This window comes from Bradyrhizobium sp. P5_C12, from assembly GCF_054049735.1.
Genome location: NZ_JBFULU010000042.1, coordinates 48,785 through 67,711, shown reverse-complemented (window position 1 = coordinate 67,711; position 18,927 = coordinate 48,785). Strand labels below are relative to the sequence as shown.

Here is an 18,927-nt window from a genome sequence, read left to right as displayed (position 1 = left end):
TGAGACCATGACCGGACAGCCTGTAGCGAAGCGGCTGGTATTCCATATCGGCGGCTATGATCCAATCACGTTGCATGTCAGCGCGCAACGACGCTTCGTGCGCGAAATTGCCAGGTTCCAACGTACCTGGTCAGTGAAAGCGACCGTCGACGGTTCGCATGATACCGCCGACCAGATACAATGGAACGTGACGACAATCGGCCCCGATTGGCTCGTCGAAACCGATTACCGTTTGGTCCGATGGCACGATGTAATTGAGGTGTTCGGGGGTCGAAGCATCGGCTCACGCATTTCCGTCGGCATTCTTGCGTTTCTGGATTTCGTATTGGCCGGCACTCTTTGGCGTTACTTGCAGGCCAATTGGCGATACGCACTTTTCTTTCTCTATCCATTCGTTACGTTCGGATTGCTCGTCGCGGCCGCCTTTTTGATTGGCGTGGCTGCATTCAAGATCACCGGATCAATTCCCATTGCTACCGGTGGCGGCCTCTTCGGGCTCGCAGCCGTGTTGGCGGGTCCGTGGCGCTGGCTGCACCTGGGCGACTTGTTCGACGATTGGATTTTTTCTTGCGAGTACATTCGATTCGGTAATTCGAAAATAGAGCAAAGGCTGGACAGGTTGGCCGCCGAGCTCGTGGTTGCTGCGACCAACTCTGCCGCAGACGAAATTCTGGTCGTAGGGCACAGCCTTGGCGCCGTACTAGCGGTTGATCTACTTGATCGCGCCTTGAAGCTGGACCCTGCGCTCGGTCGGAAAAAGATTCCCGTCACATTCTTGAGCGTTGGATCATCCATACTCAAGATCGGCCTGCACCCGAAGGCAGTACGCTTTCGCAGGACGGTGGAACGCGTCGCCAATTCCCGCGCGATCTTCTGGGGCGACTATCAGGCCCTCACCGACGTGTTGAATTTTTACAAATGCCGGCCAATGGCCGAAATGGGCTTGTCGACAGAAAACGAGGCGACCGTCAGGGTCGTGAAGATTAGTCGAATGCTTAACGACGACATGTATCAACGCATCCGCTTCAATTTCTTCCGCGTGCACTGCCAGTTCGTCAGTGGAAATGACAGGCGAACATCGTACGACTACTTCATGCTCACATGCGGACCTATTTCAGCCAAATCCCAGACGCTCGCCCCGGATGGCGCCGTGTCGATGATCGCTGACGACGGAGGCCTTGTTGCGGGCGCGCCGGTGTCGGAAAGCGAACTGCTGGGAAGTCCGGGCGCGGCAGCCTGATTTAAATGACGCCCACCATTTCAAAAGTCATCTTCGTTGCGTTGGTGATCGGCTGGTACCTCATACGCTATAAGTACGCGCGGCRTTCCCGCCGTGCGAGGGTTGTGCGGAGCGCTCGCGGCCCCCTGGAAACGGCGCTCCTGCTCATATCTCTTTCGGGGCTTGGACTTGTGCCGCTCGTCTACGTAGCGACAGGAATACCTCATTCCGCAGCTCACGGCTTTTATCCCTGGTTGGCTTGGCTGGGGTCTTTCTTTGCGATTGCGGCTTTGGGCGTGTTTCACCTGACGCATCGTGCACTGGGCCGGAACTGGTCGATAAGTCTCGACGTGCGGGAGAACCATGAGCTCGTGACGGAAGGGATTTACCGGAGAGTTCGGCACCCGATGTATTCGGCATTTTGGCTGTGGGCTATCGCCCAGGCATTGCTGCTGCCGAATTGGATTGCCGGTTTCGCGGGCCTGGCCGGCTTCGGGGTCCTGTTCTTTGGCCGCGTCGCACGGGAAGAGCGAATGATGTTGCAGACGTTTGGCGACAGCTATCGCGAGTATATGGCGCGGACCGGCCGGGTCTTCCCATGGATCCTCTGAGGTAGGTCCCGGCACGTCTTAAACCTGTGGTATCTACCAGACTGATCTGGAACCCGACGCCTCAGTTTGCGTGCTATTTCCGCAACATACGGCAGAAAAAGCCGTCGGAACCGCGTCTATTCGTTGGTGCCGTGGCGAGTCTCAGGTTATTTCTAAGCGTGTCAGGTGAATTCCAATCACTCCCGAACAATGGTGGGGACCGATGTTGAAATTCGTTGTACTTGGAATTGCTTCTTTGGCCTTCGTGGGAACCGCAGTTGCTGCCGACCTGCCACGGCCTCAGCCGGTTGCCGCCGCGGCGCCGGTTGGCAAAGCTCCGATCGGCAAATATCCCGTGGGTAAGAGCCCGGTGGGCAAATATCCGGTTGCCGCCCCGGCTCCGTTGGTGACCAAGGGTTGATCTGACTATTCATTCGTACGCCAGYGGCGTTCGTTTGGGGTAGCAGACTGCCTGTGGCATCGGATCTTGGATCCAAGAGGATTCGAAGATGGCGGGAGTGATTCGGAAATATCCGGGTCTAGAGCTTCTTGCAAAGGCCGCCATGCTGGCGGCCTTTGTAGGCTTGGGGGCCGGGATCAGTAGCGCGCAACCACTCGTGGCGCGTACCGACCAGCAGCAACGGGACGCTTTCCCCAGTTCGGCGACGAAGCATGCGGCGAGCATGGCTGCTGCTACGCCGGCGATATCCGATGTAAAGCCAGCTCGAAGAGCTGCCGCCACGGGTCCCTACTACGTTGATTTTCGCGCCCGCACGGCGGCAACGTACGGTCATGCATTCGTCTGGTACGGAAAGACGGGCGAAAAGCAGGTCGAGGTCGCTGGTCTGGCTCCGGCCGGCGACGAGGTGCCCTATATCCTGGGACACATCATGTTTGTCCCTTCTGAGACGGGGGCGACCTACGGTGATCTTGACGAGCAATATCTGACGGCCAGCTATCGCGTCTATTTGTCTGAGGCAGACGCCAAGAAGGTCTTTGCTTATATCAAGCGCCAGCAGGAGTCTTCGCCGCTCTGGAATGCAGCAACGACCAACTGCACTGCTTTCATCGGCCGCATAGCGACTTTTATGGGCCTCAACGCTCCGTTTCATCTGCTAAAGCCTGAGGAATACGTCAACAAACTCAGAGACCTGAACGGGGGGCGAAAAACGGTGCAGCTGGAACCAGGTCGAGGCTAAAATCCTCGGATTGAGTTCATCCAGGTTTCCCTCTCGTCTGGATACGTGAGCGGTCTCACTTGGTTGATGAACAGGCTGCGAGATCGGGGGAGTGTCCGCGGTGCTGCGCCCAAGGCCGCTCCACCTCCTCCTGGTATTGTTGGCTGAGCTCATAGTGAGTACCGTTCCAAGGACGAAGTCCTGCTTGGCGCAGTTCGCGAATCGTATCGTTCGCTTAAGGCCGCAGCGACGCGATGCTCAGTCTTCAGCGCTCGCACCTTGAGACGAAGATCACCGGACAGACAATGACGCTGCGTCGAGGCCGAGCATCGGCATCAATCGATCAATGCACCTCGCGTACACGGCAGGATGATAGATGCCTTCCGCGCCGGATCGAGATCGATACCATCGGTACACTTGATCGTGGCCTATGTTGATCCGTGATCATGATCGGGTACAGCCGACCTTTGCGGCCGTCACGGCGCGTAAGCTGCGTATTTTTCAAGTCCACAAGCGCCCTTTCGGCTTTGCGAAAATGGAAGAGCTGAGTTCACGTCGCTCTTACTCGAGCGCGATGGATCAGGCGCTTTTTTTGAGCTAAGCCGTCTGAGCCGCCTGGAACGGCGCGGGCGGCCGCTCTATTGCGGCATACTCAATGCCTTCAAGCTATCGCGCCGGTATTCGGGGGACGCGGATGCGGGTCCATATGATTGTTGCCGGCCTTATCCTAGCGATCATCGGGAAGGCCGATGCCACGGTTGTTGATAAGGGAACCGACGCGCAAAAGTCTTGCGAGCTGCTTGTCAAGAATTCGCTTCGCAATCAGGACGAAGCTCGATCCGCAGGCGCATGTGAGGGGATGATCGAAACCGCGATGCTCTTTGCACCAAATCTGCCCGCTGACGTGCGTGCATGCCCCCCCGCGCAAGGCAGCCCTTTGCAAAGTGCGAAGGTTTTTCTGCAGTATCTTGATAACAATCCGGATCGAGTGAGTGAACCGGGGATCACCGTCGCTATTGAAGCTTTCAGGGATGCTTGGCYCTGCCGTGGGGACGATGCCGGAACTGGACCGAAAAAGCGTGCCCCAAAAAAATCCAAATAGAACGCGTATCTGATGCTAGCCTCACGGTCTGCGATGTCCGTGTCAGGCCTGATTGATTCGCAATGCACTACCGTCGAGGTGCGCGAGCTGAACCGCAGTGCACACCTCCACAACCAGCACTCAAACGCCTTATTGACGAGCGGAAACCCTTGAGCCCCGATAAATAGCGGGGCATTGTGTCATCAACGCCCGGGGCTGGAACAGCATGACAATCGCATGCCGCGTCCTGATGATCTATCCGAAGTTCGTTCCGAATTCGTTTTGGAACTATGCGGAGGCCTGTGAACTCGTCGGCGCGAAGTATCCCACGGCGCCACTCGGCCTGATCACCGTCGCCGCTATGTTGCCGAAGCATTGGGACATCCGGCTCGTCAACCGCAATACCGAGGCGTTGACAGATGCGGACCTCGATTGGGCCGATCTTGTGATGATCGGCGGTATGCTCAACCAGCAGCCGGATGCCATCTACCTGATCGATCTCGCCCACCTGCGCGGCAAGCCAGTATGTGTTGGTGGGCCGGACGTCTCCTCCAGCCCGCATCTTTACGCGGACGCGGACTTTCAGGTTATCGGCGAGGCCGAGCATGTCATCGAGCAGTTCATCGCCGCCTGGGAAAGCGGCGAACGCAAGGGCGTGTTCATCGCCGAGAAATTCAAGGTTGATGTCACGCTGAGCCCGATGCCTCGCTACGATCTGCTTAACTTCGATCACTATCTATACATAGGCTTGCAGTATTCGCGTGGCTGCCCGTTCACCTGCGAGTTCTGCGATATCATCGAGCTGTATGGTCGCGTGCCGCGTACCAAGACCAACGATCAGATTCTCGCCGAGCTGCAGGCGCTCTACGATCACGGTTATCGCGGGCATGTCGATTTCGTTGACGACAATTTCATCGGCAACAAGAAGAACCTCCGCACCTTGATGCCGCGGCTCAAAGCCTGGCTGGAAGAGCACCATTATCCATTCGAGTTCTCAACCGAAGCCTCGATCAACATCGCGGACGACAGCGAGCTGTTGCAGGCGATGAAGGATGCGAACTTCTTCGCGATCTTCGTCGGCATCGAGAGCCCGGATCCCGAGACGCTCGTGCAGATGAAGAAGAAGCAGAACACCAAGCGCAACATCGCCGAGTGCATTCACAAGATTTACGGCTACGGCATGTTCGTCACCGCTGGTTTCATCGTCGGGTTCGACAATGAAAAGGCCTCGATAGGACAGGCGATGACCGACCTCATCGAGGAGGCGAGCATTCCAGTCTCCATCGTTGGGCTTCTTTATGCGCTGCCTGGCACGCAGCTCACACGGCGGTTGGCCACGGAAGGCCGCTTGCACCGCGGCCATGACCTTATGAATGTCGAGCAGGCGGGCGATCAGTGCACGCTCGGGTGCAATTTCGATACCAAGCGTCCGCTTCGTGACATCCTTTCCGATTACAAAGCCGTGCTCGGGCACGTCTACAGTCCGGCGGCATATGCGGGGCGGCTGTCCCGTCTCGCAGCTATGCTCGACCGATCCGACCGGCGCCGCGATCTGCCGGATGGCGATGTGCGCAAGAGGCTTGGCGGCATCGACAGCCTTCACAAGATCATGCGGGCTCTGCCGAAAGTTCGTGAGCCGTTCTGGAAGACCTTTGTCGAAGTCGCCAAGTCCAATCCGGGCGCGCTGCGTTACATCGTGATGCTGATGGCGTTGTACATGCACCTCGGGCCGTTCTCGGAACGCGTGATCGGCGAGATTGACCGCCGCATTGCCGAGTTGGACGATGTACCTCCACTAAGGATTACCGCAGTCAGTCAAGTGCTACCTCCAGCGACGGTGTAGCCACAGCCACTGATCGGGATATTCGCGGATCCAGCCCTCGATGACCGATGTGACCGCCTGCATCGTTCCCTGAACGTCGATTTGTCCTCCGGCATCGCGGACCGGCTTCACTTCTTCAGACAGTTCGCCACGAAAGCGCTGTCCGGGCAGACGGATAATGCGCACGCCATGAATCGGGCACTCAATCTGCCGCAGCAGCCGGGCAAGCATCGGATTGGCCCTGGTCTTGCGGCCGAAGAAAGTGACCTCGACGCCGTTGGTCAGATACTGGTCGACCAGCATTCCAACATGCTGGCCACCTTTAAGGGCCTCGGCAAGTCTTAAGGGTGCGTCACGACCCGCGGGAATGAGCGTGCCCATTTTCACGGCGCGCATATCCTGGATGATGCGGTCGGCGGACGCGATGTTGGGTCGGCGATACAGGATCGCAGTATCCAACCCGTGCGCGACGGCTGCCAGGGCCGGAAGTTCCCAGTTAGCGAGATGACTCGCAAAGATCAGCGCCGGTTTGCCGTCGAGCCGTAGCTGCGTAAACAATTCATATGAGCGCCTGTCGATTTCGATGCGGCTAGCTTCGGGCCGTGCGGGATCGTACTCCCAGATGCGATCAAGATGCGCGAATTCGGCGCCGACACGACCAAGATTGTCCCAGACGCCTGCGAGAATGCTCTCGATCTCTGCAGGCGATTTCTCCGGAAATGCGGCGGTTAGATTGGCTCGACCGATCTTTTGCTCTCGCATCATGGGCCCGATTGAGCGAGTGATCCGAGCGAACAAGTTGGCGGTCTTGGTCGGATCGAAATGGCGAGCGGTACGCAGTATTCCGATCATCAACGCGCCCACCGCCGCTCGGCCCAGGGCTTTGGTCACGTCGCGAAATTGGGACCTAGTCCGCATAGCAACGACAATCTTGGCTTACACTTTTGGCTTTCCACGGGCTTCAGCGCGCGTCCTCATACCACCGATACGCGATGCAACTGCCCTATTTTGTTAACGAATTGCTTCTCTCAAAGCCTTTGAAGAGGGAGCGGGAGCCGTCCGAATGCCCGCCAGTTGGGCTCTGTTTGCCTCCTTTAACTTACACCTTCGGGGGTAAGGGAGCTGACTGTAAATCAGCCGCCTCATGGCTTCGCAGGTTCGAGTCCTGCCTCCCCCACCAACTATCTTATTGATTTGTAATTGAGTTCTGTCATGGCCTAGTTCGTTTCATCGACGGGCGGCGTCAGCCGATCAGTGGGCTTGGAAGTGGCCTTCACGCGTTCGCGCAGGCGCTGGAACGTCACGTAGAGCATCGGGACCAGGAAGATTCCGATCGAGCTCGCCGCCAGCATGCCCGCAAACACGGCCGTGCCGACGGCCCTGCGGCTGAGCTCGGCGGCGCCGGTTGCCATCACGAGCGGCAAAAGACCGAGGATGAAGGCGACTGACGTCATCATGACCGCGCGGAAGCGCATGTGGGCGCCCTGGATCGCGGCCTCGTTGAGCGCCGTGCCCGCCTCACGTTGCTCCTTCGCGAATTCGACGATCAGGATGCCGTTCTTGGCGGCGAGTGCGATCAGGACCACGAGCCCGATCTGGCCGTAGAGGTCGAGGTTGAGGCCGGCGATCTTGATGCCGACATAGGAGCCGAGCACGCCGACGACGACGGACAGCAGCACCGGGATCGGGATCACCGTGCTCTCGTAAAGCGCGACCAGGAATAGATAGGCGAACAACACGGCGAGCATGAGCACGATGCCGGTCTGGCCGGCGGCTTGTTGCTCCTGATAGGCGGTGCCGGTCCACGCGAAACTGTAGCCCGCAGGCAGCACGGCGCCGGAGATCTTCGCCATGGTGGCAATCGCCGTGCCCGAGGAGACGCCCGGCGCCGGGCTGCCGTTGACCGTCACCGAGCGATAATTGTTGTAGCGGGTGATCACCTGAGGTCCGGTGACGATCTTGATGCCGGCCAGCGACCGCAGCGGCACCATCTCGCCCGTATTGTTGCGCACGTAGATCCGCCAGATGTCCGAAATGTCGGCGCGATCAAACGCTTCGCCCTGAACGTTGACCTGCCAGGTGCGGCCGAACAGGTTGAAGTTGTTGACGTAGATACCACCGAGCGTCGCCTGCAGGGCGGTGAAGATGTCGTTGATGGCGACGCCGAGCGCCTGTGCCTTGCGCCGGTCGATGTCGAGATACAGCGACGGATTGGTCGCGGTGAAGGTCGAAAATACGCGGGTGAGCTGCGGATCGGCGTTGGCGGCGCTGATCAGCGCACCCGTCACGCTGGCGATCGCGGCCGGGCTTTGCCCTTCCAGCGCCTGAAGCTGGTATTCGAATCCGCCGCCGGTCGAGAGCCCGATGATCGGCGGCAGGTTGAATGGCAGCACGTTGGCCTGCCGGATCTGCGCACCGGCCGCGAACGTGCGTCCGATCAAGGCCTGGGCCGAATCCGCGGCCGCCTTGCGGTCGGCAAACGGTTTCAGGCGCGTGACCACCAACGCGCTGTTCGGCTCGGAGGCTCCGTCGAGCAAGGAAAACCCGATTACCGCGAGTACGTGATCGACGGCCGGCATCTGCTTCAGGATATCTTCGACCTGCCTTGTGACTTCGCTGGTCCGCGCCACCGACGCGCCGTCGGGCAGCTGCACGGAGGTGAAGAAGGCGCCCTGGTCTTCCTCCGGCAGGAACCCCGTCGGTGTCACCAGCGACATGCCGAAGATGCCGGCGGCGAGCACCGCGACGAGCGGAATCGAGAGTGCGGCGACGCGCACCAGCCGGCGGACGCCGTCGCTGTAGCGGCCGCGCAACCAGTCGATGCCGCCGAGAACGCGGCCCATGACCCCGCGCCGGGGGCCGGTGTGACGCAGGAACAACGCGCACAATGCAGGCGACAAGGTCAGGGCGTTCAGCGCCGAGATCATCATGGCGGCGCTGATCGTCACCGCAAACTGACGAAACAGCGTGCCGGAGACGCCGGGAATGAATGCGATCGGCACGAACACGGAGAGCAGGACCAGCGTGATCGCGATGATGGGAGCCGTGATCTGCGTCATGGCCTTCTTGCAGGCCTCGGCAGGGGAGATGGCCGGTTCCTCCTCCATCACGCGCTCGACGTTCTCCACCACGACGATGGCGTCGTCCACGACGATGCCGATGGCGAGCACCATCGCCAGCAGCGACACCGTGTTCGCCGAATAGCCGAATACGAGCAGGACGGCGAAGGTGCCGACCAGGCTCACCGGAACGGCAATGGCCGGGATCACCGTGGCACGGAGGTTGCCGAGAAAGAGGTAGACCACGATCACCACCAGCGCGAAGGCCTCGCCGAGCGTCCGCAAGACTTCCGTAATCGTATCGCGCACGAAGCTCGTGGAATCGTATTGCACGAGGTAGCTCAGGCCCGCGGGAAATCGCGCGGACAGCCGCTGCATCGACGCAGCTACCGCTCGCGCGGTGGTCACCGCATTGGCGCCTGGTGCGAGGTAGATCGCGATCGGCACGGCGGCGCGCCCGTCGATCCGCGCTTCGCTGTCGAGATTCTGTGCTCCCATTTCGACGCGGGCGACGTCTCTGACGAGCAGCGACGAACCGTCCGGATTTGAGCGCAACACGATGTTGGCGAATTGATCGGTGGTTGCCAACCTGCCCAGTGTCTGGACATTGAACTGGAATTGCTGCTGATCGCTGATCGGCCGCGCGCCAATGCGGCCGACAGGTGCCTGGACGCTTTGCGTGCGGATCGCAGCGATGACATCGGCCGGCGTGAGATTGAGGCTGGTGAGCCGCTGGGTGTCGAACCAGATCCGCATCGAGTAGTTCATCTTGGCGAACAGATTTGCCTGGCCGACTCCCGGCGTGCTCGCAATCGCGTCGAGCACGTTGATGATGGCGTAGTTGGTGATGAAGAGCGGGTCTTGCTGGCCGTCGGCACTGTAGAGCACCAGGAATTGCAGGATCGAGGAGGATCTCTTCTGGACCGTCACGCCCTGCTGCTGCACCTCGGTGGGGAGTTGCGACAGCGCGCTCTGCACGCGGTTGTTGACGTTGACGGTGTTGATGTCCGGATTGGTGCCGAGCGCGAACGAAACCGTCAGCGTGTAGCTGCCGTCATTTGCGCTGGTCGATTTCATGTAGAGCGCGCGGTCGACGCCGATCACCTGCGCTTCCAGCGGCTGGGCGACGCTGGTCTCCACGACCTCCGCAGAGGCGCCCGGGAAGGTGCCGGCGACGGTGACCTGCGGCGGCACGATATCGGGAAATTGCGCCACCGGAATCTGCAGGAGCGCCAGCGCGCCGGCGATGGTGATGATGAAGGCGATCACCATCGATAGCCGTGGCCGATCGATGAAAACGCCGGATATCATGGCTTGGTGTCCACCGGAGCTGCGTTGCCGGAGCTGCCGCGAACCGCTTGCGGGGTCGCATCGCCCGCGCCGGCCTTCATGCTCGACAGGATCAACGGACTTGCCGGCCCCGGTGCAACGCTCTGGCCGACACGAACCCGTTGCAGCCCCTCGGCGATAACCTTGTCGCCGGCCGAAAGGCCGCTGATGACCGCGGCAATGGTTGGGGTTGACTGCCCGAGCTGGATGCGCCGCTGCTCGGCCTTGTTGTCGGGACCGATTGTGAGAACGTAATCGCCCTGCTGGTCGGACAGCACCGCCGAGCGCGGGATCGCGACCACCTCGACCGGTTGGACGCCTTCGAGCACGACCGTCACGAATTCGCCGTCGGTCAATTCGTGAACGGTGACGCCCGCAGCGGACGGGGCATGCAGGATCGGATTGGCGATCTCGCCCCGAACGGTGATCGTGTCGGTGTTCTGCGCGATGGTGTTGTCGACGAAATTCAGCTTGCCGGACTGGCCGTACATGCGGCCGTCGGGCAACCGCAGCCGGATCACCACGGCTTCGAGGCCGCCTTGCGGCCCGTATCGTTCGCGCAGCTCCAGCCCCTGGCGCAGCGGCACCGGGAAGGTGACATGCATCGGGTCCTGGCTGACGATGGTGGTCAGCACGCCGGAGCTTGGACCGACGACGTTGCCTTCGGTCACGGCCGTCCGTCCAATCTTGCCGTCGATCGGTGCGGCAATCACCGTATAGTCGAGATTGATCTGGGACGCCTGGACCTGCGCCTGCGCGGCCTGCACCTGAGCGTCGAGGCTGCGCTCGTTCGCGAGGGCCGCGTCATAGGTCGACTGTTGTCCGGCCGGCCCGCCGAGCAGCGTGCGGGCGCGCTCGGTCGTCAGCTTGGCATTTTCAAGCGTTGCCTGGAGCTGCGCCACCTGCGCCCGCTTCGATGCGAGATCGGCCTCGAAAGGGCCGCGCTCGAGCCGATAGAGCTCATCACCCGTCTTGATCTCGGCACCCTCGTAGAACAGGCGCTGTTCCAGAAACGCGGTGACGCGCGCGACGACATTGACGCGATTGATCGCCTCGATCCGGCCAAGGAATTCGCTGGTCTCGGTGATCGGCCGCCTGGTCGCCTCGACGATGCCGACGGCGGGCGGCCCGGCCGGGCCAGGTTGTGTTCGGGCCACTCCGCCGGCGAAGATCGTGAGGAGGGTTGCCGCCAGCAGCCTGATCGAGACGCCAGCAAGGTTCATGATCCGCTCCTTGCTCCGGACTCAGAGCCGGGTTCCCGGCGCCTCGCTACTCCCGCCGCATCTGATTGTGGCGCGGGGGCTCGTCGTAACCCTTGCGACGGCTATAGAACATCAGCGCGATCAGGCCACAGCCGATCACCAGCATCAGGATTGCGGCGCTTCCCAGGATAACGTTGCGGTAAAGCGGCATCGATGAAGTTGCCTGCCATACCGCCACGCAGAACCAGACCGCCACAACGAGAAGAGCTATCAGGACGGCCCCGAGGAGCCATTGATTGGTGTAGCGCACGATCGCCTCCATCGCGTGCTTCGCGGCTTGCACAGCGGACTGCGCAAGGCTGCCTGCAGCATCAGCGCCACCGCCACCCGCAATGACGACGACCGCGATGCCACCAGCAAACCCAGCGGCGACTGCGCGGCCGCCGGCGGCCCCAGCCTGGATGCGGCGACGGTCCCCACTGCGCTTGCGCGAGTAGCGGCGGTCGGCCCCAGCCCGGGCCGGGCCCCCAGGCGGGAGCGGGCGATCCCCACCACCCCGCTTGCCAGCGCGGACGGCCCCAGCCCGGAGCAGGTCCCCAACCCCAACCGGGAGCGGGTGGTGGTCCCCACCACTGAGCCTCTGTCAGGAGCTCCGACGGCTCACGGGCCTGGCCGAGATCGTGGGCAATCGGCATCGCTTCCGCAGCCTCGATCAAGCGAACCCCGATGGCGCCGATCGCCGCGGCGGCGACGGCATTCTGGGCAAAGCCAAGGAAAGCTCGACGAGAGGGCGTGTCCATCATCATCTTCTCCTTCGTTACGCAGTCCGCGGCACGGACTGAAGCGCGTAAAGCAGCCACGCGAGCCCGTGCGAGATCAGGTCGACGCCAAGCAGGAATCCAAGGGCCCAGACGCTGATCGTGGGGAAACCGAACAGGATCAGCACGCCCGCGAGCAGTCCGAAGACGCCGGAGATCAGCATCATCCAACCGTTCTGTTGCCAGTGCGCGAAGCTCAGCACGCAGCGAATGACGCCGGAAGCAAACAGCACCGCGCCGAGCAAATAGGTGAGGATCAGTGCGCCGGAGGCGGGCTGGGTCAGCAGCACGAGCCCGAAGGCGAGATAGAGCGCGCCGAGAAGGATCTGCCACAGCAAGCCGCCCCATCCCTTGGTCCAGAAGGCGTGAATGATCTCAAACGCGCCTGCCGCGATCGCGGTCAGCCCGATCAACTTGACGCTGATGATGGTCGCGAAGACGACGTCGCTCAGGGCGAAGACACCGGCGGCAATCAGGACGATGCCGAGGAGAGCGCAGACCCAGAATGGGGGAGGGCCGAGGGCTTCGATGCCGGACCGGCTGTGATAGATTGTCATGCATCCTCCCGATCCGCGTCATGACCGGCACGCTTGGAAACGTAGCTTCGAACCTGCAACGTCGATATCCGACGAAACCCTGAGCCGCAGTCCGGGATGTTCCTATCGTGCGAATGGAAATCGCACGCCGGCCCTATCGCCGGCCTCGCGGACCCAGCGTCAGATGGGTCACTCCCGCCGCCAGGTTGATCCCGATCGATCGCTCGATCGACAGCGGCTGCAGGACGATCGTGCGGCGAGAGCCGCCAATCAGGACGTTGGCGCCGAGGCCGGGGCCCAATGCGACGTTGCCGCTCGCTCCCACATAGCTGCCTCGCAAAGTGCCGGGACCGATCCGCGAATTCCTGGCGAAGACGGCCCAGGACAAGGTACCCGCCGAGGTCACGCCAAGGTCAAGACCGACACGCCTTATTCGTCCCTCGTAGACATATTGCCGAGGCGGTCTGTTCGCGTGGAACACGCAGCGCAGCGACTGCGCCGATCCAAGGACCAGGCCAACGCGCGGCGTGCTGAAGCACAATAACCTGCCGACCCTGAACGTTTCGGCGCGAGCTGAATTGGCGGCGGCGCAAAGCAAGACGAATGCGCCTAAGGATCCGAGCAACCGAATCATTCGCATTCAAACCTCCATTTGGCTCTTGGTGTCGGTGGGCACGGCGCCAGGCCCACGGTCCTGGTGAAGCCAGAACGTGATGGCGAGGCCAATCAGCAGGACGGCGCCCAGCAGGAAGAAGATCACGGATTGCTGCAGCCAGGATATCGCGGGCACCGCAAGGCCCATTGCAAGGCCGAGGAACGCGATCTGCAGCGACAGAAGACTGACGCCGGCGAGGAAGGTGCCGAGCGCAAGCAGCGTGAGGAGGACGAGGCTTGTTGCCGGCGTCGGGAGCAATTGCTGAACACCCGATACCAGCATGATGTTCATCGTGACCAGGACGGCCACCCAGTGCAGCGCCTGGGTCCAGATCAGCCGCCACCGGGCCTCTTTTCCCTCGATCTCCGGCCATTTGCTGATGACGCAAACCACGCCGATGGCGAGCGCCAGAAACTCCCAATAACCAACGAGAGGCTGATGCGACGCGTTGGTGTAGGCGACACCTGCGATCGCGAGCACCAGTGCAACGACATAGGGAAGCTGTTGCCACAGAAAATGGGCTATCCCCGAATGCGGTGGGGAAGACGCGGCATCGTCGTCTTGCCGGGAGTCGATCTCGCTCATGGGGCGCTCATTTGTGACTGTGCTTTGCTGGACGTCTGCTTGGGGTCGTCGCCGAGGTAGTCCTCGACGTAGAATCTGATGATCGCGACCCGGCCGATGGCGACCAGCGGCATTGCGAGCGCGATGCCGATGACGCCGAACAGCGCGCCAAGGAGGACGATCGCGACCAATGTCCAGGCCGGCGGCGTGCTGACTGCCTGACGCTGGATCAGCGGCCCGATCACGTAGCCCTCGATCGATTGAATGACGGTGTAGATGACGATCGCCCAGATCAGCACAGAGCCGCCGAGTGGCGTTGCCACGAGCGCGATCGGGATGGCGGCAAGGATCGGCCCAAGATAGGGAATGAAATTCGACAGGCCCGCCTGGAGCCCAAGCACGAAAGGACCGGGCAGCCCGATGAGATAAAGCGCGCCCCACACGCACAGCGTCATCAGGATGATGCGGATGAGCTGTCCGACCAGCCAAAGTCGCAGGACGTTGCCCATCTCGTCCATCACTGATCGTGTCCGGGTGCGATATGACGGCTTCACCAGCACCACCAGGCTTTCGCGATAGCTGGCGGGATCGAGGGCAAAGAGGATTCCGAGGAACACGATCACGAGCGCGCCGGTCAGGGCCGTCGATGCCCCGCCAAGAACAAGCCGGGCATGGCTCAGGAACCTGCCCTGGTCGGAGAACAGCCATTGCGCGAAGTCGCGGCCCCATTCGGGACCGAGCAAATCCACGCCGTATGTCAGAAGATGCTCCTGAAGAACATCGAGCTGGCTGTCCATGACCTTCAGCAGCACGCGCGTCTGCTCCGGCAGCTTGCCGGTGCCCCAGGCGAGGCCAAGTGCCGTCAAGGCGGAGAACAACAGGAGCACCAGTGACAACCGCCAGGCACGGTTGAGCGGAAGAACGGGCGCCAGGGTCCTCGCGGCAGCATCCAGAAAGGCCGCAAACAGCAATCCCGCGAAGACGATCAGGAGGCTGGAGGCCGTCTGCCACACCAGAAAGAGAGCGACGCATGCGGCGAGCAGGGCAAGGCCCGTCGCGAGTATGCTGCTTCGCCCGTCAGGTCCGGTGAGTTCGGCAGCTTCGTCGCGTAGCACAAGCTCGCGGAGCCCCTCCCGTCCTGTTCTTGCATCGCTCATCGATCAGCCAACTCGAAGGGGCCCATATGATCCGCCGCTGCGCGCGGCCTAGGTGCGAACGCGGCGGCTGCCATAGTGCGGATGCATGCCGCCGCGATGACGCCAGTAGCGGTGTTTCGTCGGGTTCGTATTCATATTGGGCGCCGCGCCGCTGGGCGGAGGTGTCGCGGCCTCCTTTGGCGCGAGCGTGCCCTGGTTGCTCGTCTGAGCCAGAGACAGGGTTGCGGGAGCGGCCGCAATTGATCCACCAAGGATCAAGGCGCTGCAGATGGTCCGGATCTTCATGCTCGCCTCCAGGTGAGCGCACGACGACAAGACTTCAGATCGAGATCGCTCCGACCGCCAGCGCATAGACACCGGCGCACGCGGCGATCGTGAGAGCTGCAAACAGGATGGCTTCGAGCGGCCTGAAGACCGCTTCCTTGCGTTCACGTTTGGCTTGGAAGAACAGCAATGTCCCGGGCGCATACAGGATCGCCGAGAGCAGCAGAAACTTCGGGCCGCCCGCGTAGATCATGCCGGCAGCGTACAGCGTCGCGACGGCGGATCGGATCCAGTCGACGATGCGGGCCCGTTCGCCGGCATGATAGGTCTCGCCGCGATGAGCCAGCCTCAAGCCGAAGGCCGCAACGAAAAGGTACGGGATCAGCGTCATCGAGCTGGTCATCTTCAGGGCCAGCGTGAAGGCGTATTCGGCAAACCAGCTGACCAGAAGAAGGGCCTGGATGACGCAGTTGGTGAGCCAGAGCGCCCCGGCGGGAACGTGGTGGCTGTTCTCGCTCGCGAGATAAGAGGGCATGGTGCGGTTGACTGCCGCGGAGTGCAGCACCTCGGCTGCAAGCAGCGACCAGGACAGGTAATTGCCGAGGATCGAGATCAGCAGCGCCCCGCTGATGAAGATGGTCCCCCAGCGGCCGACCATTGCCTCCATGACGCCTGCCATGGACGGTTGCGACAGGTCACCGAGTTCCTGTCGCGGCATCACGCCATAGGACAGCAGCGTCACAAGGACGAGGAGCGACAGAACGGCGACGAAGCCGACGACAGTCGCGATTCCGATGTCGGACCGATCCCTGGCGTAGCGGGAGTAGACGCTGGCCCCCTCGATGCCGACGAAGACGAACACGGTGAGCAGCAATGTGCTGCGGACCTGTGCGGACACCGTCGCTACGCTCGGTTGCTCGGTTCCCCAGAAGTTTTGCCGGAACAGCTGAGGATCGAGAGCGACGACGGCCACGGCAATGAAGAACAGAATCGGGATGATCTTGGTGTAGGTTGCAATCGTGTTGAGGGCGGCCGCGCCTTTGATGCCCCGCAGGACCAGGAAGTGCACGCCCCACAGCAACAGGGATGCCGATGCGATCGCGGCCGGCGTCGTTCCGTCGCCGAAGACGGGAAGAAACTGCCCGATCGTGGCCTTGATCAGAATGAGACAGGCGACGTCTGCAAGGCAGCAGCCGATCCAATAGCCGGCCGCCGAAGCAAAGCCAAGATAGTCGCCAAATCCGGCCTTGGCATAGGCATAGATGCCGGCATCCAGATCCGGCCTGCGGCGGGACAGCGTCTGAAAAACGAAAGCGAGCATGAGCATGCCGGTGCCGGCGATGACCCATGCGATGATCGCGCCCAGGGCCCCCGTCGCCCGTCCAAACGATGCCGGTAACGCGAAGATGCCGGAGCCAACCATCGATCCGACCACGAGCGCGATCAGCGCGCTGCGCGAAAACGTCCGATCGGCCTCGTTCGACGAAGGAGCCATGACAGAAAATGGCCTTCCTATCGGAGATGTGCTGGGCGCGACAGGCAGCCTTGGTCGCGGAATGCCAGCCACCCTTGGACCCAGCCACCCTTGGACCATGACCTTAGAGACGGCGTTCCCGTCCGCACATCAGGGATTCTCTGTAGAGGGCGGGGCAGGAAATCGGCATGCCGAATTCCCCGCGGGGGCCGTCGTCAGGTCTCTGCGAGGGAGGTCGGGGTGCCTTGCTCGCAGCTCGATGGCGATCCGGGAACGGCGGCCTGCGCGACAAGAACGAAGCTCGAGCGGAACAATTCACCGGCCTTCGCGAGCTCGGCGGCGATGCGTCGGGCGTGGAGGGCGGCCGCGTCCTGGTCGGCGTGCTCGCATCCGGTCCGGTCGGGAGAGAGGCCGTATTTGTCGACGATGTGGAAGAAGTAGCGCATGCGGCCGGATTAGGCCGGAGCGTTGGCGGCCTCCAGTGACAAACGCGTAAGGCCCCTCCGCAAAAGGGATGAGGAACGGGTGTGGTCTCGGCTTACGGGTTTGTAAGGCGGGTGTTGATCGTCGGACGCGGCAGGGAATAGGGTAATTGTTGTTCCGGTCTCGGGTGATCAGCCGATGTTTCGGGCGAAGCGCGAGGTCTAGGCTGGCCGCTCCTGCTGATGCGAGAGGAGTTGTCCGATGTCGAATTATGATGAGAACCTGGCGACCTCCGGGACCGGCGGCAGTGCGCTTGCGGTCGACGCCGGACTTCGCGCCTACATGCTGCAGATCTACAACTACATGGCGGCGGGCGTTGGCCTGACGGCTGTCGTCGCGGGGCTGACCTATCAGCTCACGGATCCCGCCTTGCTGCAAAGTCCGCTGATGTGGGTTTTCATCCTGGCGCCGCTCGGGCTTGTCTTCTTCCTCAGCTCGCGCATCAATACGCTCTCGGCGCCGACCGCACGACTTCTGTTCTTCGTCTATGCCGGCCTCGTCGGCGTGTCGCTCTCGACGCTGCTGCACATCTACACCAGCTCCTCGATTACACGCGTCTTCGTCGTGGCGGCCGCGATGTTCGGCGCGCTCAGCATCTTCGGCTACAGCACGAGGCGCGACCTGTCCGGGCTCGGCACGTTTCTGTTCATGGGCCTGATCGGCATCATCATTGCGAGCCTGGTCAACCTCTTCCTGAGGTCGACCGGACTTGACTGGCTGATCTCGGTCGTCGGCGTCGGCGTCTTCGCCGGCCTGACCGCATACGATACGCAACGGATCAAGGCGATGTACGACAGCAGGGATGACGAAACCACGGCAGGCCGCAAATCCGTCATCGCCGCGCTGTCGCTCTATCTCAATTTCATCAACCTGTTCATGATGCTGCTGCGCTTGGCGGGAGGTCGGCGCTGAACGACGTGGTGCGACCGCTCAGGCCGCCGGCCGCTCCGCCGCGCTGGCGAGCGCATCGCGCAGCACCTTCTCCTTGGTCTCGTCCAGGGAGGTCTTGAGCACAACCCCGCCGGCGTCCCGGATTTCCTTGAGCACCTTGTCCGCCGTCATGTGCTTGATCAGGACGAACAAGGCGGCGTGGCCGGGCTGGAGCGTCGTGGACAGCTCCTTCATGAAGGAATCGTTGATGCCGAAATCCGACAGTGCGCCACCCAACGCGCCGGATGCCGCGCCGACGGCGACGCCAATGATCGGGTTGAGGAAAAGAACGCCGATCAGAAGTCCCCAGAAGCTTCCGGTGATCGCACCCGTCGCGGTCGTGTTGACGAGTTGATTGAGCTTGATCCCGCCGGAATCGGTTTTGACCGCGATGACGGCATCGTTGATGGTGATCAGGTACTCCTTCTGCAATTTGATGAGCCGTTGACGTACCTCTTCGGCCTTCGCCTCGGACGGATACACGATCGCCACTAGATCGGACATGGAAGCCTCCTTGACTTTTTCCGCCGCATCAATCCCCAGCGGTCCCAAAAGGGTGCCGTGGT

At 61.7% G+C, this 18,927-nt stretch carries 20 protein-coding genes; 7 read left to right on the top strand and 13 right to left on the bottom strand.

Features of this window, described 5'->3' with window-relative positions:
- The 6 genes from ACXJMY_RS29245 to ACXJMY_RS29220 form a co-directional block, all read left to right on the top strand.
- On the top strand, positions 1-1,240 hold a 1,240-nt coding region (locus tag ACXJMY_RS29245; protein WP_456622811.1), incomplete at its 5' end, for a hypothetical protein.
- 5 nt (positions 1,241-1,245) lie between these two features.
- Entirely contained in the window at positions 1,246-1,830 is a 585-nt protein-coding gene (locus ACXJMY_RS29240) for a protein-S-isoprenylcysteine O-methyltransferase (protein WP_456622810.1), read from the top strand.
- A 202-nt stretch (positions 1,831-2,032) separates the two neighbouring features.
- Positions 2,033-2,230, top strand: coding sequence for a hypothetical protein (locus tag ACXJMY_RS29235; protein ID WP_282523965.1), 198 nt, complete (start codon positions 2,033-2,035; stop codon positions 2,228-2,230).
- 88 nt (positions 2,231-2,318) lie between these two features.
- Positions 2,319-3,008 (top strand): hypothetical protein, encoded by a 690-nt coding sequence (locus tag ACXJMY_RS29230; protein WP_456622809.1) that lies wholly within the window; start codon positions 2,319-2,321, stop codon positions 3,006-3,008.
- A gap of 685 nt (positions 3,009-3,693) precedes the next feature.
- Positions 3,694-4,089: a Rap1a/Tai family immunity protein gene (locus tag ACXJMY_RS29225; protein WP_456622808.1), complete on the top strand. Its 396-nt coding sequence runs from the start codon at positions 3,694-3,696 to the stop codon at positions 4,087-4,089.
- A 205-nt stretch (positions 4,090-4,294) separates the two neighbouring features.
- Entirely contained in the window at positions 4,295-5,911 is a 1,617-nt protein-coding gene (locus tag ACXJMY_RS29220; protein ID WP_456622807.1) for a B12-binding domain-containing radical SAM protein, read from the top strand.
- Here ACXJMY_RS29220 and ACXJMY_RS29215 read toward each other — a convergent pair.
- From ACXJMY_RS29215 to ACXJMY_RS29160, 12 genes are all read right to left on the bottom strand, one after another.
- Positions 5,891-6,808 carry a lipid A biosynthesis lauroyl acyltransferase gene (locus ACXJMY_RS29215; protein ID WP_456622806.1) on the bottom strand — a complete coding sequence of 306 codons (918 nt, stop codon included), beginning with the start codon at positions 6,806-6,808 and terminating at the stop codon, positions 5,891-5,893. The genes ACXJMY_RS29220 and ACXJMY_RS29215 overlap by 21 nt on opposite strands.
- 299 nt (positions 6,809-7,107) lie before the next feature.
- A complete protein-coding gene (locus ACXJMY_RS29210; RefSeq protein WP_456622805.1) occupies positions 7,108-10,260 on the bottom strand; it encodes an efflux RND transporter permease subunit in 3,153 nt (1,050 codons plus the stop codon).
- Entirely contained in the window at positions 10,257-11,501 is a 1,245-nt protein-coding gene (locus ACXJMY_RS29205) for an efflux RND transporter periplasmic adaptor subunit (protein ID WP_456622804.1), read from the bottom strand. Before ACXJMY_RS29205 ends, ACXJMY_RS29210 begins: the two co-directional genes overlap by 4 nt.
- A 46-nt stretch (positions 11,502-11,547) precedes the next feature.
- The gene (locus tag ACXJMY_RS29200; protein WP_456622803.1) at positions 11,548-11,802 is read right to left on the bottom strand and encodes a hypothetical protein; all 255 of its coding nucleotides are present in this window, start codon (positions 11,800-11,802) and stop codon (positions 11,548-11,550) included.
- Between the two features lie 49 nt (positions 11,803-11,851).
- Positions 11,852-12,280, bottom strand: coding sequence for a twin-arginine translocation signal domain-containing protein (locus ACXJMY_RS29195; RefSeq protein WP_456622816.1), 429 nt, complete (start codon positions 12,278-12,280; stop codon positions 11,852-11,854).
- 17 nt (positions 12,281-12,297) lie between these two features.
- Positions 12,298-12,855 carry an HdeD family acid-resistance protein gene (locus ACXJMY_RS29190; RefSeq protein WP_456622802.1) on the bottom strand — a complete coding sequence of 186 codons (558 nt, stop codon included), beginning with the start codon at positions 12,853-12,855 and terminating at the stop codon, positions 12,298-12,300.
- 133 nt (positions 12,856-12,988) lie between these two features.
- Positions 12,989-13,474, bottom strand: coding sequence for a DUF992 domain-containing protein (locus ACXJMY_RS29185; RefSeq protein ID WP_456622801.1), 486 nt, complete (start codon positions 13,472-13,474; stop codon positions 12,989-12,991).
- Positions 13,475-14,074 (bottom strand): hypothetical protein, encoded by a 600-nt coding sequence (locus tag ACXJMY_RS29180; RefSeq protein ID WP_456622800.1) that lies wholly within the window; start codon positions 14,072-14,074, stop codon positions 13,475-13,477.
- Complete coding sequence (locus ACXJMY_RS29175) at positions 14,071-15,210, bottom strand: AI-2E family transporter (protein ID WP_456622799.1); 1,140 nt, start codon at positions 15,208-15,210, stop codon at positions 14,071-14,073. The genes ACXJMY_RS29180 and ACXJMY_RS29175 overlap by 4 nt, the downstream gene beginning before the upstream one ends.
- A gap of 48 nt (positions 15,211-15,258) precedes the next feature.
- On the bottom strand, positions 15,259-15,495 hold the full coding sequence (locus ACXJMY_RS29170; RefSeq protein WP_456622798.1) for a hypothetical protein: 237 nt from the start codon (positions 15,493-15,495) through the stop codon (positions 15,259-15,261).
- 34 nt (positions 15,496-15,529) lie between these two features.
- Entirely contained in the window at positions 15,530-16,969 is a 1,440-nt protein-coding gene (locus tag ACXJMY_RS29165) for a basic amino acid/polyamine antiporter (RefSeq protein WP_456622797.1), read from the bottom strand.
- A 194-nt stretch (positions 16,970-17,163) separates the two neighbouring features.
- Entirely contained in the window at positions 17,164-17,394 is a 231-nt protein-coding gene (locus ACXJMY_RS29160) for a DUF6894 family protein (RefSeq protein ID WP_456622796.1), read from the bottom strand.
- A 238-nt stretch (positions 17,395-17,632) separates the two neighbouring features.
- On the opposite strand from ACXJMY_RS29160, the gene ACXJMY_RS29155 reads away from it, so the two are divergent.
- Positions 17,633-18,343 carry a Bax inhibitor-1/YccA family protein gene (locus ACXJMY_RS29155; protein WP_456622795.1) on the top strand — a complete coding sequence of 237 codons (711 nt, stop codon included), beginning with the start codon at positions 17,633-17,635 and terminating at the stop codon, positions 18,341-18,343.
- Positions 18,344-18,361: 18 nt separating this feature from the next.
- Here ACXJMY_RS29155 and ACXJMY_RS29150 read toward each other — a convergent pair whose 3' ends face one another.
- Positions 18,362-18,865, bottom strand: coding sequence for a DUF1269 domain-containing protein (locus ACXJMY_RS29150; RefSeq protein ID WP_456622794.1), 504 nt, complete (start codon positions 18,863-18,865; stop codon positions 18,362-18,364).
- Positions 18,866-18,927 lie beyond the last annotated feature (62 nt).